The organism is Bacillus sp. MN7755 (assembly GCF_054771475.1).
Window position 1 is genome coordinate 1 of record NZ_BTRL01000012.1, and the last position, 25,487, is coordinate 25,487.

Annotated in this window: 26 protein-coding genes and 1 pseudogene; 4 read left to right on the forward strand and 23 right to left on the reverse strand. The window is 34.6% G+C overall.

Features of this window, described 5'->3' with window-relative positions; translation table 11 throughout:
• Positions 1-56 precede the first annotated feature (56 nt).
• Positions 57-281: an RNA chaperone Hfq gene (hfq, locus tag ACYVEC_RS12085; RefSeq protein ID WP_000813896.1), complete on the reverse strand. Its 225-nt coding sequence runs from the start codon at positions 279-281 to the stop codon at positions 57-59.
• A gap of 21 nt (positions 282-302) precedes the next feature.
• Entirely contained in the window at positions 303-1,256 is a 954-nt protein-coding gene (gene miaA, locus ACYVEC_RS12090) for a tRNA (adenosine(37)-N6)-dimethylallyltransferase MiaA (RefSeq protein WP_063220997.1), read from the reverse strand.
• A gap of 182 nt (positions 1,257-1,438) precedes the next feature.
• Between miaA and ACYVEC_RS12095 the strand changes: the two genes are divergently transcribed.
• Positions 1,439-1,684 carry a hypothetical protein gene (locus tag ACYVEC_RS12095; RefSeq protein WP_048530335.1) on the forward strand — a complete coding sequence of 82 codons (246 nt, stop codon included), beginning with the start codon at positions 1,439-1,441 and terminating at the stop codon, positions 1,682-1,684.
• A 62-nt stretch (positions 1,685-1,746) separates the two neighbouring features.
• Here ACYVEC_RS12095 and entD read toward each other — a convergent pair whose 3' ends face one another.
• The 8 genes from entD to gabP all read right to left on the reverse strand — a co-directional run bounded on the left by entD (position 1,747) and on the right by gabP (position 10,728).
• Entirely contained in the window at positions 1,747-2,679 is a 933-nt protein-coding gene (gene entD, locus ACYVEC_RS12100; protein WP_098555272.1) for a cell wall-binding protein EntD, read from the reverse strand.
• Between the two features lie 348 nt (positions 2,680-3,027).
• Positions 3,028-4,887, reverse strand: a complete 1,860-nt coding sequence (locus ACYVEC_RS12105; protein WP_460506611.1) for a PTS fructose transporter subunit IIABC — start codon at positions 4,885-4,887, stop codon at positions 3,028-3,030.
• A gap of 13 nt (positions 4,888-4,900) precedes the next feature.
• On the reverse strand, positions 4,901-5,812 hold the full coding sequence (gene pfkB / locus ACYVEC_RS12110) for a 1-phosphofructokinase (protein WP_063220999.1): 912 nt from the start codon (positions 5,810-5,812) through the stop codon (positions 4,901-4,903).
• Complete coding sequence (locus tag ACYVEC_RS12115) at positions 5,809-6,561, reverse strand: DeoR/GlpR family DNA-binding transcription regulator (protein WP_063221000.1); 753 nt, start codon at positions 6,559-6,561, stop codon at positions 5,809-5,811. Before ACYVEC_RS12115 ends, pfkB begins: the two co-directional genes overlap by 4 nt.
• A gap of 158 nt (positions 6,562-6,719) precedes the next feature.
• Positions 6,720-7,883, reverse strand: coding sequence for an iron-containing alcohol dehydrogenase (locus tag ACYVEC_RS12120; RefSeq protein ID WP_063221001.1), 1,164 nt, complete (start codon positions 7,881-7,883; stop codon positions 6,720-6,722).
• A gap of 117 nt (positions 7,884-8,000) precedes the next feature.
• A complete protein-coding gene (locus ACYVEC_RS12125; RefSeq protein ID WP_000228316.1) occupies positions 8,001-8,543 on the reverse strand; it encodes a DUF420 domain-containing protein in 543 nt (180 codons plus the stop codon).
• Positions 8,544-8,860: 317 nt separating this feature from the next.
• Complete coding sequence (locus ACYVEC_RS12130; RefSeq protein ID WP_142332688.1) at positions 8,861-9,199, reverse strand: hypothetical protein; 339 nt, start codon at positions 9,197-9,199, stop codon at positions 8,861-8,863.
• A 134-nt stretch (positions 9,200-9,333) separates the two neighbouring features.
• A complete protein-coding gene (gene gabP / locus ACYVEC_RS12135; RefSeq protein WP_098555274.1) occupies positions 9,334-10,728 on the reverse strand; it encodes a GABA permease in 1,395 nt (464 codons plus the stop codon).
• 270 nt (positions 10,729-10,998) lie between these two features.
• Between gabP and ACYVEC_RS12140 the strand changes: the two genes are divergently transcribed.
• Positions 10,999-12,081: a chitinase gene (locus ACYVEC_RS12140; RefSeq protein WP_063221004.1), complete on the forward strand. Its 1,083-nt coding sequence runs from the start codon at positions 10,999-11,001 to the stop codon at positions 12,079-12,081.
• 154 nt (positions 12,082-12,235) lie between these two features.
• Here the strand turns inward: ACYVEC_RS12140 and ACYVEC_RS12145 are convergent.
• Positions 12,236-12,475, reverse strand: a pseudogene (locus ACYVEC_RS12145) (amidohydrolase); the annotation flags it as partial.
• Positions 12,476-12,584: 109 nt separating this feature from the next.
• Positions 12,585-13,478, reverse strand: a complete 894-nt coding sequence (locus tag ACYVEC_RS12150; protein WP_063221005.1) for a metallophosphoesterase — start codon at positions 13,476-13,478, stop codon at positions 12,585-12,587.
• A gap of 193 nt (positions 13,479-13,671) precedes the next feature.
• On the opposite strand from ACYVEC_RS12150, the gene ACYVEC_RS12155 reads away from it, so the two are divergent.
• Positions 13,672-14,487 carry a formate/nitrite transporter family protein gene (locus ACYVEC_RS12155; RefSeq protein ID WP_063221006.1) on the forward strand — a complete coding sequence of 272 codons (816 nt, stop codon included), beginning with the start codon at positions 13,672-13,674 and terminating at the stop codon, positions 14,485-14,487.
• 140 nt (positions 14,488-14,627) lie between these two features.
• Positions 14,628-14,900 carry an HU family DNA-binding protein gene (locus ACYVEC_RS12160; protein WP_001043904.1) on the forward strand — a complete coding sequence of 91 codons (273 nt, stop codon included), beginning with the start codon at positions 14,628-14,630 and terminating at the stop codon, positions 14,898-14,900.
• Positions 14,901-14,919: 19 nt separating this feature from the next.
• Here the strand turns inward: ACYVEC_RS12160 and ACYVEC_RS12165 are convergent, their stop codons facing one another.
• The 11 genes from ACYVEC_RS12165 to ACYVEC_RS12215 form a co-directional block, all read right to left on the reverse strand.
• Positions 14,920-15,399 (reverse strand): GNAT family N-acetyltransferase, encoded by a 480-nt coding sequence (locus tag ACYVEC_RS12165; RefSeq protein ID WP_063221007.1) that lies wholly within the window; start codon positions 15,397-15,399, stop codon positions 14,920-14,922.
• Positions 15,400-15,569: 170 nt separating this feature from the next.
• Complete coding sequence (locus ACYVEC_RS12170; protein WP_460506625.1) at positions 15,570-17,987, reverse strand: heavy metal translocating P-type ATPase; 2,418 nt, start codon at positions 17,985-17,987, stop codon at positions 15,570-15,572.
• 96 nt (positions 17,988-18,083) lie between these two features.
• Positions 18,084-18,290, reverse strand: coding sequence for a copper chaperone CopZ (gene copZ, locus ACYVEC_RS12175; RefSeq protein ID WP_060631903.1), 207 nt, complete (start codon positions 18,288-18,290; stop codon positions 18,084-18,086).
• A gap of 205 nt (positions 18,291-18,495) precedes the next feature.
• Entirely contained in the window at positions 18,496-18,798 is a 303-nt protein-coding gene (locus ACYVEC_RS12180; RefSeq protein WP_063221009.1) for a metal-sensing transcriptional repressor, read from the reverse strand.
• Positions 18,799-19,124: 326 nt separating this feature from the next.
• Positions 19,125-19,352: a hypothetical protein gene (locus ACYVEC_RS12185; RefSeq protein WP_000849103.1), complete on the reverse strand. Its 228-nt coding sequence runs from the start codon at positions 19,350-19,352 to the stop codon at positions 19,125-19,127.
• A gap of 275 nt (positions 19,353-19,627) precedes the next feature.
• A complete protein-coding gene (locus ACYVEC_RS12190; RefSeq protein ID WP_063221010.1) occupies positions 19,628-20,446 on the reverse strand; it encodes an alpha/beta hydrolase in 819 nt (272 codons plus the stop codon).
• A gap of 14 nt (positions 20,447-20,460) precedes the next feature.
• A complete protein-coding gene (locus ACYVEC_RS12195) occupies positions 20,461-21,282 on the reverse strand; it encodes an ABC transporter ATP-binding protein (protein ID WP_063221011.1) in 822 nt (273 codons plus the stop codon).
• A gap of 14 nt (positions 21,283-21,296) precedes the next feature.
• Positions 21,297-22,319 (reverse strand): FecCD family ABC transporter permease, encoded by a 1,023-nt coding sequence (locus tag ACYVEC_RS12200; protein ID WP_098555277.1) that lies wholly within the window; start codon positions 22,317-22,319, stop codon positions 21,297-21,299.
• Positions 22,312-23,319, reverse strand: a complete 1,008-nt coding sequence (locus ACYVEC_RS12205) for a FecCD family ABC transporter permease (protein ID WP_063221013.1) — start codon at positions 23,317-23,319, stop codon at positions 22,312-22,314. The genes ACYVEC_RS12200 and ACYVEC_RS12205 overlap by 8 nt, the downstream gene beginning before the upstream one ends.
• A 27-nt stretch (positions 23,320-23,346) precedes the next feature.
• Positions 23,347-24,312 (reverse strand): iron-hydroxamate ABC transporter substrate-binding protein, encoded by a 966-nt coding sequence (locus ACYVEC_RS12210; RefSeq protein WP_063221014.1) that lies wholly within the window; start codon positions 24,310-24,312, stop codon positions 23,347-23,349.
• A 300-nt stretch (positions 24,313-24,612) separates the two neighbouring features.
• Complete coding sequence (locus ACYVEC_RS12215) at positions 24,613-25,371, reverse strand: exodeoxyribonuclease III (protein WP_063221015.1); 759 nt, start codon at positions 25,369-25,371, stop codon at positions 24,613-24,615.
• Positions 25,372-25,487: the final 116 nt, after the last annotated feature.

The window sequence follows — 25,487 nt, forward strand, 5'->3', positions numbered from 1 at the left end:
ACTTTTAGGGGTCACTTCAAACTCGCTCTTTTTTTGTTATGTACAATAATTCATTACTACTCTAATTCAATTGAAACATTTTTTTGTGGAACAAATGTAGAAATTGCATGTTTATAAATAAGCTGTTGCTTACCTTCTGTTTCCAGTAGGACTGTAAAATTATCAAATCCTTTAATTAATCCACGAAGCTGGAAACCATTTAATAAGTACAGCGTAACAAACGTATTCTCTTTACGGAGTTGATTTAAAAACTGATCTTGAATATTGATTGATTGCTTCATGTCGAATCCTCCTCTTTTTCTCTACTTACTATTATTCGACTTTAGTTGTAACTTTCCTTCTATGTATCGTAAAATTTCTGACGTTTTTTCACCGTCTGTAACATCAAACCATGTGACATCCATCTTATTACGGAACCACGTTAATTGACGCTTTGCATAACGACGTGAATTCGTCTTTAATTGTGATACCGCTTCTTCTAAAGAGACACGATCCTCAAAATAATCATATATCTCTTTATACCCAATTGCTTGAATAGATTGACAATCACTTATCCCTCTATTATACAATCCTTCTACTTCTTCTAATAAACCTTGGTCCATCATTATATCAACTCGTAAGTTAATGCGATCGTATAGCATTTCTCGATCCATTGTCAAGCCAATCAAGGAAACATCGTATAACAACTCGTTTTCTTGTTTTTCAAGTTGATCACTCATTTTTTCACCCGTCGTGTGGAAAATTTCTAACGCTCTAATGACACGGCGTACATTATTTGCATGAATACGCTCAGCGCTTTCTGGGTCTACTTCTTGTAATTTCTTATGTACATATTCCACACCACGTTCTAATGCTAATTTTTCCATTTGCTCTCGATATATAGTATCACCAGCATCATCCGTAAACTGATAATCGAATAAAACAGATTGTATATACAGACCAGTTCCACCAACGATAATTGGCAATTTACCACGCTCTGTAATCTCTCGAATATGCTTACGAACACGTTCTTGAAATTCGGCAACTGAAAATGGTTCTTCCGGATTTTTTATATCGACCATATAATGTGGAATTCCGTCCATCTCTTCTTTCGTCACCTTTGCAGTTCCAATATCCATCGTACGATAAATCTGCATGGAATCTCCACTTATAATTTCACCATTCAACGCTTTGGCAAGATCAATACTTAACTTCGTCTTCCCAACAGCAGTTGGTCCAATGATGACAGCAACTTTTTCACGTTGCACTTCTCCCATATCATTCAACTCTCTTTATGTAATGTACTCCATCTATTGATTATATCCAATCTTACCAATTTTAACGGCATGATTGCAAGTTCTTTCATTTCGGTACATGAAATTATAAATAAAAAAAGAACATAGTTTGTCCAATTCCACATATACATGATTAAAAGTACCTTCGAGAGGATGAGTTGACTATGAAACAATCCACCATTAATTTTTCATCTTTAACAAAAGACCTCATTTTAGCTACTGCTACAAAAGAACAAAATTGTTCACAAGAAGAATTATACTTCGCCTTAAATTGTTTGCTACGCTCTTTTCATTCTGCTCTCCAAGAAACAACATTACATCCAGAAAATAAAGATACAGAGTATATACAAAATCAATTTTGCAGTGCATATAAAATTATTACAGGTAAAACTATTTATCCTTTTCAATAATCCATAAAAGGCGGTTGCTTACATACTTTCAAGCAACCGCCTTTTATATTAATACATATACACTACTGGATAACTTTCACTTTTACAGATTTGCGCCCCCAGCTATTAGCAGTACCATCTGAGCCTACTAATACATCAATACGATTTCCTTTAATCGCACCACCAGTATCTCCAGCAATCGCTTCTCCATATCCTTCTACCCACACTTTTGATCCTAGTGGAATTACTTTAGGATCAACAGCAATTACTTTCATGTTTGGATTCGCTGTTAAATCATGCCCCATTGCAGTTAATACACGACCACCATACGTACCATTCTCACTTGGATGCGCTGTATACGCTGTCGCTTCTACTGTTATTTCACGTCCACCAGCAGGTGCACTTGTTTCAGTAGATTTCGCAACTTGTTTCGTAGTTGACTGCTGTTTTGCCACAGGTTTACTTGAATCTACATTCTTAACAGATTCTTTACTCTTAACTACTTTATTATTTTTAACCGGCGTATTTACTCTTACCGGCGCTTCTTCTTGCGTTACAACTTCTTTCTTTTCAATCACTGGTGCCGTTCCTGTTAAAAATGGCACGTGAACATATCCAACTTTTCCATTGTAGTCGAATTGTAACCATTCATTTTGAACCTGATTTGTCGTTTCAATTACATCATCTTTATTCAGTTTACCAAGAATTTCAGAGTCAGTATTCGCTCCAGCACGAACATTTAACACGCCTGCCGTTACATAATATGTACTTTTTGTAAATTCAGCACTTACAAATGCTTCTTTACCATTTACTTTAATTTTTGTCCATCCATTTTCTGTATTTATAACGTCTAATCTATTTCCACTCAACATTTTACCTACAAGCTTTGACTCTACAGTTGGGTTTTCTCTAACATTTAATACGTCTGTTGTTACAATCGTTTCTGCTTTCGCAGAACCTGCAAAAATCCCAAGACCAAAAACTGCCGCCGTTGCTATACCTAATAATTTTTTCATGAATAGCCTCCATTTGCTTTGTTTTCGTATTTTCATTATAGCAACGGATTTTTAAAATTTTTAGAAAACACACAATTACAAACCATTCGTAATATACGATTAATGAGTTGTAACATAAATTTCCATATTAATGAATTACATTTCCAATAGAATTCCCAATAGTTTTCATATATTTTCCACATACAAGCACCAGGATTTTTTTCCAGAAAAAATTACAGTATTACTTTTTTGTTACAAAAAAACCATATTTCATTACATCTTTTACCAAAATTCATCTTTCTTCAATTATTAACCTCCTTTTTTGTAATAAAAGGGAGCAGCTAATAAAAGCTACTCCCTTTACACGTATTATTTAACTTTCTTTTTCCAAATTCCCATCATAAGAGCAGAAACAACTGCCCCTATCAATATCGAGAAAATATATAACACTGGTTTATTTACTAATGCGATAACAAACAATCCACCATGCGGTGCCGGTAATGTAATTTGGAATAACATAGATAATGCACCTGCAATACTTGAACCAACAACACAACTTACTATTACTCGAACCGGATCTGCAGCTGCAAATGGAATCGCACCTTCTGTAATAAACGATGCTCCCATAATATAATTTGTTAAACCAGACTTACGTTCCGCTTCTGTAAACTTCGATTTAAAGAATGTAGTTGCTAATGCAATTGCTAGCGGCGGTACCATACCACCAGCCATAACTGCTGAGTGCACCCCAAAGTTCTGTGCTTCTATTGCAGCAATACCAAATGTAAATGCTGCTTTATTAATTGGACCACCCATATCAATTGCCATCATCGCACCTAAAATAAGACCTAGTAATATAGCATTTGTACCGTTCAAACCATTTAACCATCCTGTTAACATTTCATTCAATGCTACTACAGGCGGAATTACTACTTTTTGCATAACAACTCCTGTAATCAATAATCCAAAGACTGGATATAACAAAACAGGTTTAATTCCTTCTAACTGTACTGGTAACCCTGAAAATAATTTTTTTAATCCTAAAACAACATATCCGGCTAAGAAACCAGCAATTAATCCACCTAAAAATCCCGCATTCGCATGTGCCGCTAAAAATCCTCCGACAACACCAGGCATAAAACCAGGACGATCAGCAATAGAACTCGCAATAAATCCAGCTAAAATTGGTACAAGGAATAAAAATGCCCCTGTTCCCCCTCCTCCAATAGACATGAACAATTCAGCTAAAGGACCTTCCGCCTTTATACCACCAAACGAAAATGCTAGCGCAATTAAAATCCCGCCACCAACAACGAATGGAAGCATATTACTTACACCGTTCATTAAATGCTTATAAATTCCTAATCCTTTTTCTTTCTCCGTATTTTCTGCCTTTCCATCCTCTTTTACATCTTTAAAGATTGGTGCATCTTGTTTTACAGCACGATTAAGAAGATTTTCAGTTTTTCTAATCCCGTCAGCGACTGGCACTTGAATGACATGCTTCCCAGCAAAACGGTTCATTTCTACTTGTTTATCTGCCGCGACGATAATAGCCGTTGCACGTTCAATATCCTCTTTCGTTAAACCGTTTTTTATACCTGTTGATCCGTTTGTTTCAACTTTAATTGCTATTCCTAACTCTGCTGCTTTTGCTTTCAAGCTATCCGCAGCCATGTATGTGTGAGCGATTCCAGTTGGGCAAGCCGTAACTGCTAATACGTACGGTTCATTTCCTTCTGGTTTTGCAACTTCAATATCAGCTTCTTCTTTTTCATTTTCTTTTTCATCAAATAAACGAAGAAGTTCCTCTTCATCCTTTACTTCTAACAATTGCTTACGAAACCCTTCATCCATTAATAGTGTAGATAGGCGTGATAACGTTTCTAAATGAGTATTATTCGCCCCTTCACTCGCAGCAATCATAAAGAATAAATGCGCAGACTGCCCGTCAAGCGATTCATAGTTGATACCGCTTACACTTCTACCAAAACAAATCGCTGGTTGCTTAACAGCTTTTGTTTTCGCATGAGGTATAGCAATCCCTTCACCAATGCCGGTTGTACTTTGTGACTCCCGTTTTAAAATAGCTTCTTTAAATTCGGCTTTACTATTTAAACGATTTGCCCCGTTTAATTTCTCAACTAATTCATCTATGACAGCTTCTTTATTTGAAGCTGTCAAATTCATAATAACTGTATCCCTTTTTAATAGTTCTGTAATTTTCATATGTTGCTTCCCCCTATCGCTTAGTTACAATTACTTGCGACAATAATTCTTCTACTTTTTCCTTTTCACATAAATCAGCTGAAAATGCTGTTGCACTCCCTGTAGCAACGCCATATTGAAATGCCTTTTCAATATCTTTTGTCTGTTCATATTTACCTACAAATCCCGCAACAAGAGAATCTCCAGCCCCAACCGAATTAATTACAACACCTTTTGGAACAGTTGCTTCATATATATCTTCTGCCGTAAACAATAAAGCTCCATCTCCGGCCATTGATACGATAACGTGCTCTACACCTTGTTCAATTAATTTTCTTCCATACGGTAAAATATCTTCTACTGTTGAAATCTCTACTCCAAATAACTCACCAAGTTCATGATGATTTGGCTTTATTAAAAATGGTTTGTTTTTAATTACATGCTGCAGCGCATTACCACTTGCATCTACCACTACACGAATGCCTTTTCCAGCTCCGAACGCTGCGATTGATTCATAAAAAGTAGTTGGGATAGACGCGGGTACACTTCCAGCTAGTACAACACAATCTCCCTTTTGCATACTTTCAATTTGTTCCATTAATTGTTCAAATTGCTCATTTGTCACACTAGGTCCTTGCCCATTTAATTCTGTCTCTTCTTGCCCTTTTATTTTCACATTAATTCGAGTATCTTCATTTACTTGGATGAAGTTTGTTATTACCCCTTCATCATGTAATACATCTTTAATAAATTGACCGGTAAATCCACCAGTAAATCCAAGCGCTACATTTTCAACACCTAAACGATGAAGAACGCGAGAAACATTAATGCCTTTTCCTCCAGGAAACTTCATATCTTTCTCCGCTCGATTTACTTCTCCTAAATCGAAGGTATTAACTTGCACTACATAATCAATAGATGGGTTTAAAGTAACTGTATAGATCATTGTTTATCAGCCTCAATTACATTGGTTTGTCTTTTATATTTTTCTAAATCGATTTCTAAATGGTTTGTAATAATATTTGCATCTTCAACATTGGCAATTTTCGCAAACGCAACTTCTGAAAACTTACTTTCATCAATTAAGAAATATCCTTCGTTTGCTAATGTTAATGCCATTTGCTTTAAAAGTGCCTCTTCTGGATCTGGAGTTGTAAAACCAAGCTGTTCATGTACACCATTCGCCCCTAAAAAACATTTATCAAAGCGATATTTCTGTATACTTTCCTGCGCCATTGCACCGATTAAAGCTTTCGTCCTACTCTTCATCATCCCGCCTAGTAAATATGCACGAATATTATTTTCAACTAAAGCTTCAATATGCATAAGTCCATTCGTAACGACTGTAACATCTTTATTTATTAAAAATGGAATCATTTCAAATGTTGTACTTCCTGCATCTAAATAAATACAATCACCTTGTTCAACTATGTTAGCCGCATACTTCGCAATTTGTTGTTTTATTTGAATGTTTTTGGATGATTTTTCAACCATCGTTGGCTCCTGTCCTTTTCCTGTTAAAACAGCAGCACCACCATGAACTCTTTTTAATAACCTTTGCTTTTCCAATTGTGCTAAATCACGACGAATTGTTGATTCAGAGCTTTCTGTTCTTTCCACTAATTGTTGTAATTTAACAATCTTCTGCTCTTTTACATGTTGCAATATCATTTGGTGACGTTCAGGAGTTAACATTTTATTCACCTCTTCTTTGATTACAGTATAATGAAAACGATCACAAAAATCAACCACAAACATTCACAAATAATCAAAATCAGTCACAAACGGTTATAGAAAACAAAAAAGAAACCCATTTGATATAACAATCAAATGGGTTTCTTTTCTCGATTCACTTATATAGAAGCTTTATATATACTTAAAACATCATCTTTATTTAATTTTTTAAAGTTACCAAATTCGCCATAAGCCATCGCTTTATCCGCCATTAAATCAATTTCATTTTCACCAATAGCGTAATCAGATAATGTTACTGGTGCCTCAATCGAAGTCCAAAATTGACGTAACGCCCCAATTCCTTCTAACGCAATTTCTCGATCAGTCTTTCCATCTGTTTCTACATCGAATACACGAATAGCAAACTGTTTAAAACGACTTACATTTTCATCTACAACATGCTTCATCCAGTTCGGGAATAGAATTGCAAGGCCACCCCCGTGTGGTATATCATGAACAGCTGAAACTGCATGCTCAATATTATGAGTTGCCCAGTCTCCTTTTACTCCCATCGCTAAAATGCCGTTTAACGCCATAGTACCGCAATATAAAATAGTTTCTCTATGCTCATAATTTTCTAGATCATTTAAAAGCTTAGGAGCTGTCTCAATTACTGTTTTTAAAACAGATTCACAATAACGATCTTGTAGTTCTGTATTTGTTCCATGGTGGAAATATTGTTCTAATACGTGCGACATAATATCCACCATACCATAAATTGTTTGATCTTTCGGTACAGAAGCAGTATGAACTGGATCTAAAATCGAAAACTGCGGGAAGGTAACTGAGCTACCCCAACCATATTTTTCATTCGTTTCCCAGTTTGTAATGACAGAGCCAGCATTCATTTCAGATCCTGTTGCTGCAAGAGTAAGCACAGTACCAAATGGTAATGCCTCACTAGCAAATGTTTTTTTCGTTACAATATCCCACACATCTCCATCGTACTTACTACCAGCTGCAATTGCCTTCGTACAGTCGATTACACTTCCTCCACCAACTGCTAAAATAAATTCAACACCATTATCTTTACAAATTTGAATTCCTTTCTTTACAGTTGATACACGTGGATTCGGTTCAACACCTGTCAATTCAAATACTTCTGCATTTATATCCTTTAAAATAGAAATTACATTATCATAAATACCGTTTCTTTTAATACTGCCCCCCCCGTATACGAGAAGAACTTTTTTACCAAACTGTGGAATTTCAGTTTTTAACTGTTCTAATTGACCTTTACCGAAAATAAGTTTCGTTGGATTACGAAATACAAAATTTTGCATATTCCTTTACCATCCCTTCTATATGAAAAGCAACTATACTTTTGTATACCATATTTTTTTCATTTCACAAAAATATTTGCTTAATAAAAAAATCCCAGCCTATAGGCTGAGATTTTTTTATTGGTAATAAGGTGAGATCATTAAGTAAACAATAACACCAGATAAACTTACATATAACCAAATCGGCATCGTCCAACGTACAATTTTACGGTGACGTGTTAATTGATTTGTAAAACCAAATACAAGTGCAAACAATGCAAGTGGTACAATAATTGCTGCTAGGATAATATGTGTAATTAAAATAATGAAATACACATATTTAATAAATCCTTCTCCACCAAAATGTGTTGCTGGCGCTAAGTAATGATACGATAAATACGAAACACAAAATAGCAACGTTGTTGTAAATGCTGCTAGGATGAAACCACGGTGCATTTTCACATTCTTCTTAATAATAGAATATAAAGCAGCTAATAAGAATACGAACGTAAAACTATTAAAAATTGCGTTTAACATTGGTAAAATCGTTACATCAAAATGTACTTCTCCTTCATAGCCAACAGGTCCAAAGAACAAAAATAAAATAATCGCATTTACAATTACAGAAAGCGTTATCACAATAGGAGCATAGCTTTTCTGATTTGTTGATTGATCTACCAAAATGGTCACTCCTTCTTCCTTCAAATATGTATACGTAACCTCACTATTTTAACATACTATTCACAGTGTAAATGTGACAATAGTTTGACACAGCAAGACAAAACAAAGAAAAAATCCTTCTTAATAAAACTTCTTAAGAAGGATTTTATCGCTTTATTATTCAAATAGCAACGCGATTAGTTTTTGTTAAAAAATGTATCGCTATATGCTTGAAAAATTTCAGACACTTGATATCCCATTAATGAAATTGCTGTTAATGAAAAGAAACCAATCATAAGAAATCGAAACCACATATAAATCTCCTCCTTGTATTTAGCTTAAAAAACATTCGCTATATTACAAGTTGAATGGCACTCTTCATCGTCACTTTCCTTTTTCTTTACAATTGCTGTAATAAATCGAATCATAAAGAAAGCTACAAAAGGAAATTGTTCGTAATTTACCTTGGCATAGTTCAGCAACGGCTCGCGTTGCACATCGAACGGGGATGAGAAAGAATAGAACATACCTTGCTCTTCCATATATACAATTACAATCTTCATACAAAATACGATTCCTAGAAACGAAACAATATCTTGCCATTCTGTCGTATATAACAGGTTATACAGCTCTAATACGTACTCTTCCATCTTCATCCTCCCTTCCTTTTTTACCATTTTGCTCGCCTTCGTATAAAAAGTCAAGAAAAAAGTTTATATTCACTATGACAATAGTAATTACTCTTTTCTTTACTTATATATGAATCTTTTCTACTAATGATTGGATGTAGCATTTCTTACAAAACAAGAAATTAGAATCGAACAGATTCCTCATTCTTACTTTTAGTATTCAACACTGTACTATTTTTATTTCTATTAAAAAGAAAATAAGAAATGATTATAAGAACTGTAACAAGCATCGTCAAAAGTGCTTGTGAACGTAAAGATTCAATTGCAAGCATCGCAACTAAAACTACTATAATAGCTGCAATTGTAACATACGTCACATACGGGAAGAACCACATTTTCACTTTCAAATTTTTTTGTTCTAATCTTCCCATTTTTTTACGAATCTTTAAATGCGAAACAGCAATAACGAGATAAACGAGTAACGCAATCCCGCCAGATGCATTCACTAAAAATAAAAAGACTTTATCTGGAGATATGTAGCTAAAAACAACTCCAATATAAGCGAAGAACGTTCCGAATAAAACTGCCCGGACTGGAACACCACTACTGTTTAATTTCAAAAACGCCTTTGGAGCATCTCCTCTTTCTGCCATCGAAAAAAGCATTCTTGAGTTTGTATATAAACCCGAATTTAAACATGAAAGTACAGCTGTTAAAACGATAAAATTCATAATTTGTGCTGCCGCTGGTATTCCTATATGTTCCAGTACCGCTACAAACGGACTTTTTAGTATGTTCGCTGAATTCCATGGAAGAAGTGTAACAACTACAGCGATAGATCCAATGAAAAATACGAGAATACGCCAAATCACGCTATTTGTTGCTGTTTTGACTGCTTTTACAGGTTCAGCAGATTCACCAGCTGCTACTGCAACAATCTCAGATCCCATAAATGAAAATATAACGACAGTAATTCCAAGTAGCACCGAACTTATACCGTTTGGCATAAATCCTCCTTGTCCTACTAAATTCGAAGTACCAGGTGCTTCCGTTCCTGGTACAAATCCTAAAATAACAGCTAGTCCAAGACAAAGGAACAAAACAATACTAATTACTTTAATAAAAGAAAACCAATATTCAAACTCTCCAAATGATTTCACCGAAAAAACATTCGTCAATGTTAATAAAATCGTTAATATTAGGCTTAATAACCAGAGTGGGATTTCTGGAATCCAGTATTGAATAATACCAGCACCTGCTGTGGCTTCAATCGCAATAACAATTACCCAGAAAAACCAATATAGCCATCCAATTGTATAACCTGCCCACGGCCCAATTGCTTCTCGTGCATATGTTGCAAATGAACCACTTGTCGGGTTAATAGCCGCCATTTCTCCTAGCATTCTCATAACGAAAATAACTAGTAGGCCTGCTAAAGCATATGAAACGATAGAGCCCGGTCCTGCTGAATGCACAACTGCACCGCTCCCAACAAACAAACCAGCTCCTATTACGCCGCCAATTGAGATCATTGTAATGTGGCGTATTTTGAGGTCTTTCTTAAGATTTTTATCCAACTCTTGTACATCCCCTTCCAAACTTAATTTTGAAATTTATGTAAGAGTATTATGCGAAAAACCTTGTCCCATACTTTAAAATATATCAAAATATTCTGAAATTAACAATTGTAATGCAATCTCCTATAGAAATTATTACATTAGGTTTAATATTTTTCCATACACAATTGTTGAGAAAATTATAGCCACCTTACAAAAGGAAGAATTTTCAGATATTATTAAATTAACAAGATTATACATCTAGACAACTTTTTGTATAGGAGTGTTAATATGTTAAACAAGTTCAAATTCATTTGTTGTACTTTAGTAATCTTCTTACTGCTACCGCTGGTTTCCTTTCAAGCACAAGCAGCAAACAATTTAGGTTCAAAATTACTCGTTGGATACTGGCATAACTTCGATAACGGTACTGGCATTATTAAATTAAAAGACGTTTCATCAAAATGGGATGTAATTAACGTATCTTTCGGTGAAACTGGTGGTGACCGTTCCACTGTTGAATTTTCTCCTGTATATGGTACAGATGCAGAGTTCAAATCAGATATTTCTTATTTAAAAAGTAAAGGAAAGAAAGTAGTTCTTTCAATAGGCGGACAAAATGGGGTCGTTTTACTTCCTGACAATGCTGCTAAGCAACGTTTTATTAATTCCATACAATCTCTGATCGATAAATACGGTTTTGATGGAATAGATATTGACCTTGAATCAGGTATTTACTTAAACGGAAATGACACTAATTTCAAAAACCCAACTACTCCTCAAATCGTAAATCTTATTTCAGCTATTCGAACAATCTCAGATCATTATGGTCCAGATTTTCTATTAAGCATGGCTCCTGAAACAGCTTATGTTCAAGGGGGTTATAGCGCATATGGAAGCATCTGGGGTGCATATTTACCAATTATTTACGGAGTGAAAGATAAACTAACATACATTCACGTTCAACACTACAATGCTGGCAGTGGCATTGGAATGGACGGTAATAACTACAATCAAGGTACTGCAGACTACGAAGTCGCTATGGCAGATATGCTCTTACATGGTTTTCCAGTAGGGGGTAATGCAAATAACATTTTCCCAGCTCTTCGTTCGGATCAAGTAATGATTGGACTCCCTGCAGCACCAGCGGCAGCTCCAAGTGGCGGATATATTTCTCCAACTGAAATGAAAAAAGCTTTAGATTATATCATTAAAGGCATTCCTTTCGGCGGAAAGTATAAACTTTCAAATCAAAGTGGCTATCCTGCCTTCCGCGGTCTAATGTCTTGGTCTATTAATTGGGATGCAAAAAATAACTTTGAATTCTCTAGTAACTATAGAACATATTTTGATGCTATTCCCTTTCAAAAATAATAAAAAACAACAATAGGTTATAGGACCTATTGTTGTTTTTTATTTATGTAAATTACTTTTTCACTTCTACATGATGAAGAGATTTTTTTCGATCTCTTACATAACTATTTACAAGGCTTAAAAGTAATTTACCACCAATTAACATCGCGCGTTCATCAAAATCCGCACGTAACGCTATCGTCTCTCCAGGTCTTTCACCTTCAATTACACCGATTACCCCTCTTCCCCCAACATCTGTTGTCACATCAATATGAAAACTTTTTAAGATTTTAGCTATTTTTTTCGGCGTTTCTATTTCTTGAAACGATAGCTCTGGGTATTGATGAAAATCTCTTCGCCACAAAACCATTTGGTTATATAAACTTTCCAATTCTTTATGCCATGTTTCTATCATAGAAATTCCCCTTTCTTTTTTAACACTTTAAATAAAAATTACATAATATTCTGTTTTTAATTAATAAAAAAGACAACTTTCTCTGAAAGTCCTGCTACTATTGAATAGGCTAGTTACTATTTTGCTTCAACACAAATACTGAAAGTTCAGGCACACTCCAAAATCTAACAGGCATTCGAGTTGTCCCAATACCACGATTTACGTATAAATGTAACTGCTTATTCTTCCCTTCTAATTCATACATACCTTCAACATGACTTTCAGCTAGTTTTGTAGTAATTAATGGACCTATAAAAGGAATTTGAACTTGTCCTCCGTGACTATGTCCTGACATTTGAAAATCAACCGGATAACGAGCTACTTTATCTACAACATCCGGCTCATGTACTAATAGCATATTGAAATCTTGTTGCCTTACATGTTTTAAAGTCGAGTCTATTTGCGGCTTACCTAATAAGAAATCATCCAAACCTGATATTGTAATATATTTACCGTTTTCCGCTTTAATTTTCTGCACTTCATTTACTAACACAGAGAAACCAGCTTCCTCCATATACTTTTTATAAAATAAACTACCTCCACCGCCCCTGTCATGATTCCCAAACACAGCATATTTCCCTAAGGGCGCATGTATTTTCTGTAAAATACTTTTCGCTTCTTCTCTTTCTGCTTTATACGATCCAAACTTATCTATTAAATCCCCTGTGAAAACTACTACATCTGGACTTAATGCATTCATCTTCTCCACCAAATTTTCTAGTTGTTTCAATGTGAATTCTGGCCCTAAATGTACATCTGAGAACTGCAATATTTTTTTATTATTAAACTCTTTAGGAATTGTAGAAGCTTCTATTTCATTCCACGTAACTGTTACTAGTTTTCGTTCTATTTCTGTCGCATAGAAATACAAACTTATAGAAATCATTACTATACTTATGAAACTAATTATAGATATCTTGACGATTGATTTTTTTTGTTCTTCTTTTACATGATACGTATTCATGTTCTCACCTCTAGACGTACTTTAAAGCCTTATTGTTACATTAATGTGACAACACGAACAACGTTAGTTATATCCAATTCCACTCCTGCTTACTTTGACAAATTTATACAAAAGTCATAACATATTTTTATAATACATAGATTCTTAAAAATGTTCCATTTATTTTTATCATTTTATTAAGGAGAGATTATTCATGTCTGTATTTACACCAGAAGAAATTACGGAACTTGCTGCTAATTCTGGAAGAAAAAAAGCTCATTTATCATTACTCCCTATGCTAATTCTCGGCTTTTTTGGTGGCGCTTTCATAGCATTAGGGTATTTACTCGATATTCATGTTATTGGAACAATGCCAAAATCTTGGGGATCATTTACTAGTTTTCTAGGTGCCGCTGTATTCCCTATCGGTCTTATACTCGTTATTCTTGCAGGTGGTGAGTTAGTAACTGGCAATATGATGACAGTTTCTATGGCTTGGCTCCACAAAAAAATCGACTTATTTCATTTCATTCGAAATTTAGTTATTGTTACGTTTAGCAACTTCATAGGTGCTGTATTCGTTGCTTATTTTTTCGGTCATATCGTCGGATTAACAGAGGGGGCTTTTTTAGCGAAAACAGTTTCTATTGCGCAAGCTAAACTACAAGATACACCACTACAAGCTTTCATTTCTGCAATCGGATGTAATTGGCTCGTTTGTTTAGCTATTTGGCTCAGTATGGGAAGTAAAGAATTTATCGGAAAGATTATTGGCATTTGGTTCCCAGTTATGACTTTTGTTGCGATTGGATTTCAACACGTTGTAGCCAATATGTTTGTCATCCCAGCTGCAATTTTTTCCGGTCATTTAACTTGGGCTGGATATTTTCCAAACTTCATTTTTGTTTTCTTCGGAAACTTAGTAGGCGGTATGTTCTTTGTAGCATTACCTTATTTCATATCTTATAATAAGAAACTATCTCTAAATAAAGAGAAGAATGAAATAAAGAACAAATCTGTATCGGCTTAAATTAGAGGTCTATAAAGTGACTCTAAAAATATTACAAATTTCATTTTTTTTGCGAATATATGTACGTACACTTGTTCTCGAATGTTTTATACGTTATAATAACAACTTAAATAGCATTATTTACATATGAGGTGAAAAACATGAACAAAACAGAATTAATTAAAAACGTAGCACAAAATGCTGAGATCTCTCAAAAAGAAGCTACTGTAGTTGTACAAACTGTAGTAGAATCAATCACTAACACTTTAGCTGCTGGTGAAAAAGTACAACTTATCGGATTCGGTACATTCGAAGTTCGCGAAAGAGCTGCTCGTACAGGCCGTAACCCACAAACTGGTGAAGAAATGCAAATCGCAGCTTCTAAAGTACCTGCTTTCAAAGCTGGTAAAGAACTAAAAGAAGCTGTAAAATAATGAAAAATAGCCTTCTCGTTTATGAGAAGGCTATTTTTTTCATTACATAATTAATAAAAATCTGACCATTATGCTGTTTCTTTTGTTCCTTTATGCAAATAAAACCTTTACTTTCAAAGAAAGGTTTTGCTGTAATACTCGCCTCTGTATATATCTCCCTATGTCCCAAGTTCACTGCTTCTTTTTCTAACTTCTGTAATATGGATGAAGCTATCCTTTTCCCTTGATAATCTTTATGTGTAAATAAGCGATCTACGTAATGATCCTCATTATAATCTCCAAATCCGACTATCACACCGTTATAATCCGCTACATAACTAATATTCTTCTCTAAAGACTTTAACCAGCTTTCCCTATCTAGTTGATCTGATGCCCATGCCTGTAACTGTAACACGTTATAATCTTTTGCATTAATTGTATGAACTGTTTCATAGAACAACTGTAATACTTGGTCTAAATCGTCTTTATGGAATGTCCTAATGATCGTATCTTTTAACATATTTGAGCCTCCTTACTAAACTATCATTTAACTTTTCTACCATTTACGATTCAATATTTCTGCTTTATTATAAATTTTTTCTTCCTATATAAACAAAAAACAATACTTATTTCAAAGTATTGTTTTTTGTTTAAAAGCATATTCAATTACTCTATAGATTTACATTTTTATTATTTTAATTTCACTCTTTGCAATCGTAATGCATTTAATACGACCGATACAGAACTAAATGCCATAGCCGCTCCTGCAACCCAAGGTGCTAAGAAGCCGAACGCTGCAATCGGGATTCCTAAGCCGTTATAAGCTAGTGCCCAGAATAAATTTTGCTTAATATTTCTTATCGTCATCTTACTCATAAAGATTGCATCAGCAATACTATTTAAATCACCACGAATTAACGTAATATCTGCTGCTTCCATCGCTACATCCGTTCCTGTTCCAATTGCCATACCGATATCCGCCGTAGCAAGAGCAGGTGCATCATTTATTCCATCTCCAACCATTGCTACTTTCTTACCTTGCGCTTGAAGTTTTTTCACTTCTTCTGCTTTTCCTTCTGGTAATACTTCTGCAATTACGTGATCAATACCAACTTGCTTAGCGATTGCTTGAGCAGTTTGTGTATTATCTCCTGTAATCATAACAACGTCTAGACCCATTTTCTTCAGTCTAGCGATTGCTGCTTTTGAAGTATCTTTTACAGTATCTGCAACAGCCACTATACCAGCATATTCTTTATTGATCGCAATAAGCATTGCTGTTTTTCCTTCTCGTTCTAGCTCTTCCATCGATTTAGAAATTTCTTCAATATCAATATCGAATTTCTTCATTAATCGACGTGTACCAATTAATAGTTGTTTCCCTTCTACAACTGATTCGATACCGAATCCCGGAATCGCTTCAAACGTTTCTGAACTTGGGATATCAATTTTCTTTTCTTTAATTCCTTCTACAATCGCTTCTGCGAGTGGGTGTTCAGAATTTTTTTCTGCCGCACCTACTAAACGTAGTATCTCTTCTTCGTGGAATCCATCTGCTACAATTACATCTGTTAACACCGGTTTCCCATTTGTCACAGTACCTGTTTTATCTAGAATAACTGTATCTAATCGATGCGTTGCTTCTAAATGCTCCCCGCCTTTAAATAAAATGCCATACTCAGCTGATCTTCCTGATCCAGCCATAATAGATGTAGGTGTCGCAAGACCTAATGCACATGGACATGCGATGACAAGTACTGCTATCATTTTCTCAAGTGCCCCACCAAAATCACCTGGTGTAACAAATATCATCCACACTGCAAATGTAATAATAGCAATTACAACTACAACCGGTACGAAAATACCTGAAATTTGATCTGCTACCCTTTGAATAGGAGCTTTTGAACCTTGAGCCTCTTCTACTACTTTAATAATTTGAGCTAATGCAGTATCTCTTCCTACCTTAGTTGCTTTCACTTTTAAAAATCCATTTTTATTCATTGTAGAACCGATTACTAAATCCCCAATTGTTTTATCAACTGGAATACTTTCACCCGTTAACATCGATTCATCAATTGCTGATTTCCCTTCTACAATCTCACCATCTACCGGAATTTTTTCACCAGGCTTTACATAAACGATATCACCAGCTACTACTTCTTCGATTAAAATTTTCATTTCTGTTCCATCTCGCACAACTGTAGCTGTCTTTGCTTGTAAACCCATCAACTTTTTAATTGCTTCTGATGAACGTCCCTTTGCTTTTGCTTCAAATAATTTACCTAAAATAATTAGTGTAATAAGTACCGCGCTTGTTTCAAAATATAAATCTGTCATATGTTCCGAAGAACCGATAGATTGAATGCTTAAATATACACTATAGAAATAAGCAGCCGATGTTCCAAGCGCCACAAGAACATCCATGTTAGCACTTTTATTACGTAACGCTTTATAAGCCCCAACATAAAACTGTCCACCAATGATAAATTGAACTGGTGTTGCAAGAGCTAGCTGCACCCAAGGATTCATAAGCATATCAGGTAAATAAATAAACGATGTAAATGAGAAGTGACTTACCATTGCCCACAGTAACGGGAATGATAAAATAAACGAAATGATAAACTTCTTCTTTTGTCGCTCAATTTCTTGTAAGCGATGATCAGTTGATTCATCTTGCTCATCTGATTTCACTTCCAATTTATATCCTAATTTTGTAATTGCACTCTTCATTTCATTTACATTAACTTCATCAGGATTAAAATCTACTGTAGCCGTTTCCAAAGCGAAATTTACTGTCGCTTCGTTCACACCTTCTAATTTATTTAAACGCTTTTCTACTCTATTGGCACATGCTGCGCATGTCATTCCTGAAACAGTAAATTCAGCTTTATCACTTACAATTCCATATCCTAACGATTCAACTTTTTCCTTAAATTGTTGTGGATTTGTTTTTTGGGGATCATACATTATTTTTGTTTTTTCAAGTGCAAAATTTACATTTGCATCATGAACACCTTCTACTTTTTTTAGACCTTTTTCAATTCTATTTGCACACGCCGCACATGTCATTCCTGATATTTGAAGATTGGCCTCTTTTTGTTCATTCATGTCTCTCACCTCTACATACCCTTATGAGGTATAATTATTAGCAAAATAAATCGTACTTCCTATAAAGTACGATTTATTTCCATATCTAAAAAATAATTATTGAACATCGTATCCTTGATCTTCGATTACAGCAACGATATCTTTTAATGTTATAGCAGACGAATCGATAGTAACTTCAACAGTTCCTTCTGCCAATTGAACCTTCACTTGTTCAACACCGTTTAACTCTTTCACACTGCTTTCGATAGCATTTACACAATGTCCACAAGACATACCTTCAACTTTTAATGTTAACTGTTCCATTTAAAATCCTCCTCTTGTTTATTCATTGTTTGTTAATCACAACCTCATCTTACCATACCCCCCTAAGGTAATCAATGGTTTTGTGTCATGATTTTTCAATTATTTTCTAAAATTTTATTTTACACACACTTTTTCACACCAATACCTCGAAATCCTATATAGAGGTAAATAAAAAAAAACAAGCCAGTTACATACTAGCTTGTTCTTACGCTTTTGAAAAACGTTCAAATACTGTCATTAATTCTTCAATTGCTTCGTCACCATTACCGTTTTTAATAGCACCCGAAACACAATGATTCGTATGGTTTTTGAGAACACCCATCCCTACTTTTTTCATTGCTGCATTAATCGCTGAAATTTGCACTAAAATATCCACGCAATAACGATCATTTTCAATCATATTTTGAATACCACGAACTTGTCCTTCGATTCTCTTCAATCTATTTATAATTTGCTCTTTTTCTTTTTCTGATCTATGTGTTACTGATTCATGCTCTTTATGATCCATATTATCACCTTCTTAAAAGTTCTCTTCATCCAATAAAACAATTGATTTTATGAGTATACCAATTATAGCATTAAATATCTATGTATGATACCCCATATGAGTATATTTCCACTTTATGATTATTCTTAACACATTATTAGCTTCTCAGTCTCAATTTTCATGATACCCTTTCCTTTTTGTCAAAAAATCATTATATGTCCGATCAAAATCCAATAAATTAAAACAATAATAAGCGAGGATTATCCATCCCCGCTTATTATTCGTCTACAAATATAAAAGCCTCAATCTTCACATATTTGAATTGAGATTTTTTTCTCCCTATATAATTATTGCTGATCACATACTTTTGTATCATTCACTACTGAAGTTCCTTCAACGGTTACCGTATGAAAACAATCATTCACTCGAACTGTCACAACATTATCTTGCCGATCAATGATATGATATTCATTAAAATTTTTATTCAGAGCACTGCGAATTTGTTCTCCTTCATAAATTGGGATGCCATGCGATAAAACCCAAATAAGTCCAGCGATAGCAAGAATAGTTTTCATACGATCTACCTCCTTGGGAATATAGTGAACTTTTCATCCATGCTTTTTCAGCTCTACGAATCCTGATTGTAATAAACCAAGCCTTTTGGAAATAAGTTCATTTCGTCTATTTTATGTTTATGCTAATTGTGACCGAATTGTGACAACTTTTTGTCTCTTTAGACGAAAAGTTGAAACAAAACTTTCAAAAATGACAATTCTACTTGCACAAACAAAAGGCTATGGAGAATTTCCCATAGCCTTTTGTTTGCATTTTATTAGATATTCATTTCAATTTATAGGTAACTAATAAATCTTAATCCTTTACTTAAAGAAGTCGGCACAACAGATGCATGATTCTCCCCTTCAGCCTCATAAAACGCAAATCGAAACTGGTCGTTTTTTACCTGAAGAAGGCGCTCTGATAATTCGTTTGCACCTACAACCATATGCTCTCGTTCTAGTGAACCAACTGTAAGAAATACTCCTGTTTTAACTTTTGCATTGTTTAATTCATTTATAAGATTCTCTTCTTTTTCAAGCACAGATTGGTTATTCCACCAAATAGATGGACTACTAATAAAGTAATTTTGAAAGGCATTTACGTTTGTAAATAATATATGTAAAGCAAATAGGCCACCTAGCGAATGCCCAAATAATGTTTGTTTTCTTTCATTAATTTTATAATGTTTTTCAATTTGAGGTTTCAGTTCTTCTTCTATAAAAGTAAAGAAGTTATGCGCACCTCCTGTTTTAGGCCACGGTTTACCGTCTGGTTTTAAAGGCGCATCTTTTGAAATTACGCTAGGCGTAAAATCATAGCACCTTTCTTCACCTGAAAATGCCCCTTCAATACGATAACCAATCCCTACTATAACGGCTGGTGAAACACCTGTTTTTTCTGCTCTAACTGATTGTATTTTAACTGCTTCATGGAATGTTTGAAAAAAGGCATTGCCATCTAATACATATATAACAGGATATCCTGACTCTGGTGCTGGCTGTCTCGGCTTTGAAATATGAATTTGATATTCCTTACCTTCTAATTTTGAATACATGTTCCACTGCTCTGTATTAGATGTTATAATCTGCTGTTTTTCAATAGTAGTATTCATCTTATATCCCCCCCTTAACTCGTTACATATATTCCCACTTTTTCATCTTGAGGTACAACGCTATCGTACCCAAAACAAACAGGAGACCCATTATACGGATCAATCATGACACGTGCATCAATATGAAATACTTCTTTTAACACTTCATTTGTAATGATTTCTTCTGGGCTACCAGTTGTAACGATTTCCCCTTCCTTCATTGCAATAATTTCATCTGAAAACCTCGCTGCATGGTTAATATCATGTAGTACCATTACGACCGTACAATTATGCTCTTTGTTTAATTTTTCTACAATTTGTAATACATCTAATTGATGAGACATATCAAGATATGTAGTTGGTTCATCTAGTAGTAACACTTCTGTCTCTTGTGCTAACGCCATCGCTAGCCATACCTTTTGTCGTTGACCGCCTGATAAATTTGCAATTTGTCTCGTTCGAAATTCAGAAGTTTTCGTTATATCTAATGCCCAGTCAATCATCTCTTTATCTTTTGAAGTTAGCTTATTTACATTATTTCGATGTGGATAACGTCCATAAGAAATTAATTCTTCTACTTTCAGCTCTCCTGGCGCAATTGGAGTTTGCGGGAGTAAAGCTAACTGCTTAGCAATTTCTTTCGTTGGAATTGTATTTAAATCCTGTCCTTGCAAATATACTTTACCGCTCTTTTGCTTTAAAATTCTTCCCATTGTTTTTAACAGTGTCGATTTACCGCACCCGTTTGGTCCTATAATTGTCGTTACTTTTCCTTCTTGTATTTCCACATTTAAATCGCGAAACACTGTAAGCTTTTCATAACTTGTTTCTAAATTTTTTGCACTTAAAATACTCACTTTTATTCCTCCCCTTACGCTTTCGCCTTATAAAGTAAATATAAGAAATAAGGTACACCGACAATAGAAATAACGATTCCAACCGGTAACTCTACAGGTGTGAAAACTGTTTTTGCAATAAAGTCTGAAGCAATTACAAGGAACATTCCGATTACTCCGCACGTAGGAATGATATGCTTATGCTGAATACCGACAAGTCGTTTCGCTATATGCGGTGCCATTAGTCCAATGAAACCAATACTTCCTGAAACAGCAACACATGCGCTCACAAGTCCAATACTACTTAGTAGTAAAATTGATTTCTCTCTTTCTACTGCAACACCTAAACTTGTAATACTCGTTTCTTCCAATTGAAATAAATCTAATAAATAAGCTTTCTTTTGTATGAGAGGAATTAATATAATAAGCCATGGCAACATAGCAATAATATATTTCCAGTTTGCATTATAAATACTTCCAGATACCCATACTGCAGCCATTTCAAAATCAGTTGACTTCATTTTGAGTGATAAGTACATAGAAAAGGCTCCAAATCCTGATCCAATCGCAATCCCTGTTAATAAAAGACGCTGCGAATCTAACTTACCGTTTTTCCAAGAAAACAGATAAATAATGATAGCTGCACCTAATCCGCCCACTAAACCAAACATTGGCATCATCATAATAGAAACCCAGTCTGTACTTTTTAATTGTCCTTGAAAGAAAAACATAAAAATAACGATGGCTGTTCCTGCTCCGGCATTTACGCCTAAAATACCTGGGTCCGCTAATCCATTTCTCGTAATCCCTTGAATTACAGCACCGGCAACGCCGAGACCTAATCCTACTAATCCAGCAATTACAATGCGCGGAAGACGAAACTCAAAAATAACTAAATCATGGTCTGGCACTGGATCTATTCTAAGGAGTGTTTTAAATACATCTGTAATTGTAATATCAAACGTACCATTCGTTAAACTTATGTAAATAGCACATAGTATTAAAAATATAATAATCCCCATCGTCATTCCAAAACGTTGACTTGAGCTTTTAAACATGTCTCTCTCCTCCTCTTGTACGGATTAAATAAAGGAAGAAAGGAATTCCAATTAAAGATGTTACGACTCCGATTGGCGTTTCAAATGGATAATTTACAAATCTACTTAAAACGTCACATAATGCTAAAAAAACGCCGCCAATAACGCCTGCACATGGTAAAATCCATTTATAATCTACCCCAATTATAAAGCGAGTAATGTGCGGAATAATTAAACCTACAAAACCAACTTTCCCCACTAAAGCAACTGCAGTTCCTGTTAAAAAGATAACTGATAAAATAGCCATCGCTTTAACTAATTTTGTACGCTGTCCTAGATTAATAGAAACTTCTTCTCCTAAAGAAAGAATAGTAATAGATTTTGAGATTAACAGAGCTAAAACTATTCCAATTATCCCAAAAGGTATCGTGACTTTAATTATATTAGGATCGACTTGATCTAATTTTGCATTAAACCAAAAACTAACATTTTGAGAAATTTGGAAATATGAAGCCATTGCAGCAGATACACTGCTTAAAAATGTTCCAATAACTGTCCCTATAATTGCTAACCGAACCGGTGATAAGCCATTTTGAAGAAGCGAACCAAAACCAAACACAATACCGGCTCCGAGTGCAGAACCAATCATTGAACATAAAACCATGCCAATTGAGGACATTCCTGGAAGAAAAATCATACAAAGTGTAATAACAAAGGCTGCCCCATCCGTCACACCCATAATAGAAGGGGATGCAAGATAGTTTCTTGTCATCCCCTGCATAAGTGCTCCTGATATGGCTAGAAATGCTCCGACTAAAAGAGCTGCAACTACCCTTGGCAAACGTGAAGTAATAATAATATTATGATTTACATCGCTTGAATCAAAATGAAATAATGCATTCCACACTGTTTGAGCATCGATGTTTTTCGCACCATATAATACAGAAAGTATAACTGTAAATAAAATCAATACGGGCGCTATACATAAAATGGTTACTGGTACCGCATTCGTTTTCTGCATATCATTCAACGCACCTTACTTATTATATTATTTAGATAAATTTTTCACTGCTTCTTTTAAGAATGCTGTTTTACTCCAAGCTGTACCACCTTGTGCCATTGGGTCCACAACGTTTACAAATACTTTCTTTTCTTTCGCAGCATTCATACTTTGCCAAATTGGATTGCTTTCAATTTCTTCTAGCACTTTCGGGTTTTTATTTTCAGTTGTCTCATATTGTAAGAAAATATAATCTGGGTTAAGTTCAGCAAGTTTTTCAAATGAGATTTTCTCTTGTGCTTTTACTGTTTTCAATTGTTCTGGAGCAGTTAATCCAAGATCTTTATAAATTACAGGGTTGAAGTACACTCCTTCTGGATATAGGAATAATTCATTTGCTCTTAGTCTAATGACAAGTACTTTTTTGTCTTTTAACTTATCTCCTAGTTTTGCTTTTGCTTTTTCAGCATCCGCATTGTAATCTTTAATAATTTTTTCTGCTTTATCTTTTTTACCAGTTAATTCTCCCATTAACTTTAAGTTATCTTCCCAATCTGTTGAAACGTGTGATACCGGGAATGTCGGAGCTACTTTCGTAAACTTTTCAGCTGTTTCTGCTGGGAATTTCGTACTTGATGTAATAACATCTGGTTTTAATTGAAGTAATGTTTCGAAATTTGGTTGCATTTTCTCACCAACAGATTTCGCACCTTCTAAATCTTTCTCAAGATACTTTGGTAATTTTCCACCTACAGTAATCGCACCTACTGGTTTAATTCCAAGTACCGCTGCATCTTCCATTGACTCTAAACTAGCTGTCGCAATTTTATCTACTTTTGCTGGTACTGTATATTCTTTACCTAAGTATGTAATTTTTCGTTTTTCGTCTTTTTTCGTCTCACTAGCCTTTGTCTGTTGTGTTTTTTCTCCTGAAGTCTTATCCGCACTATTACATGCTGCTAGTCCTACACTTAAAACTGTAACCATCCCTAATGTAAATAACTTCTTATTCATCTTTATATATCTCCTCTCGAGTTTTCAAAACTATATTCTCAATAAAATTTAACTATATGAAACTTGTCTTACATATATATTTCATTAGATTAATAATTCTATCCAGAACTCATTCTCGTTCACTTCCCCTAGGATATAATTCTTTTACACCTCATTTATTGATAACCCTTTTCATTGATAATGATTATCGTTACTAAGTATATATTTAATATGCAATTATTTCAAGAAAGATTTGAAAAATTTTAACAAACTGAATTAAAAAAGAAGTATCCGCCTAATGTTAGGAGGACACTTCTTTTTTTAGAAATTTATATGTAATTCAACTGGGCAATGGTCTGATCCCATTACTTCACTATTAATTTTCGCCTCTGTTATTTGGTCTTTCATTCTTTCGGAAACAACAAAATAATCTAAACGCCATCCAATATTTTTTGCTCTCGCTCCCATTCGATACGACCACCACGAATATGCGCCTTCCTGATCAGGATATAGATAACGATACGTATCAATAAATCCTTCTTCTAAAATACATGTAAACTTCTCTCTTTCTTCATCAGAAAACCCAGGATTTTTACGATTACTTTTTGGATTTTTCAAATCTATTTCTTTATGAGCAACGTTTAAGTCTCCGCAAAAAATAACTGGTTTTTTCTCATCTAATCGTTTAATATACGCCCGGAAATCATCTTCCCATTTCATTCTGTAATCTAATCGTTCTAATCCTCGTTTTGAATTTGGTGTATATAACGTAATTATGTAAAAACCTTCGAACTCTAAAGTAATAACTCGTCCTTCTTGATCATGCTCTTCAATGCCCAAACCATAAGTAACAGAAAGCGGTTCTTTTTTCGTGAAAATAGCCGTTCCTGAATAGCCTTTTTTCACAGCATAATTCCAATATGTATAATATCCCTCTGGATTTAAATCGATTTGCCCATCTTGTAATTTAATCTCTTGTAAACAAAATATATCTGCATTAGATTCCTCGAGATATTCTAAAAATCCACCTTTTGCGATAACTGCACGTAAACCATTTACATTCCATGAAATGAACTTCATTTATAGCCCTCCTCTTGATGTTTATTTCCAAATTTCATGCTATCACAAAATAGAAAAACAATCATATTTTCACCTTTGTAATCTTGCTCTTACATTTGTGAATACATACATACGTA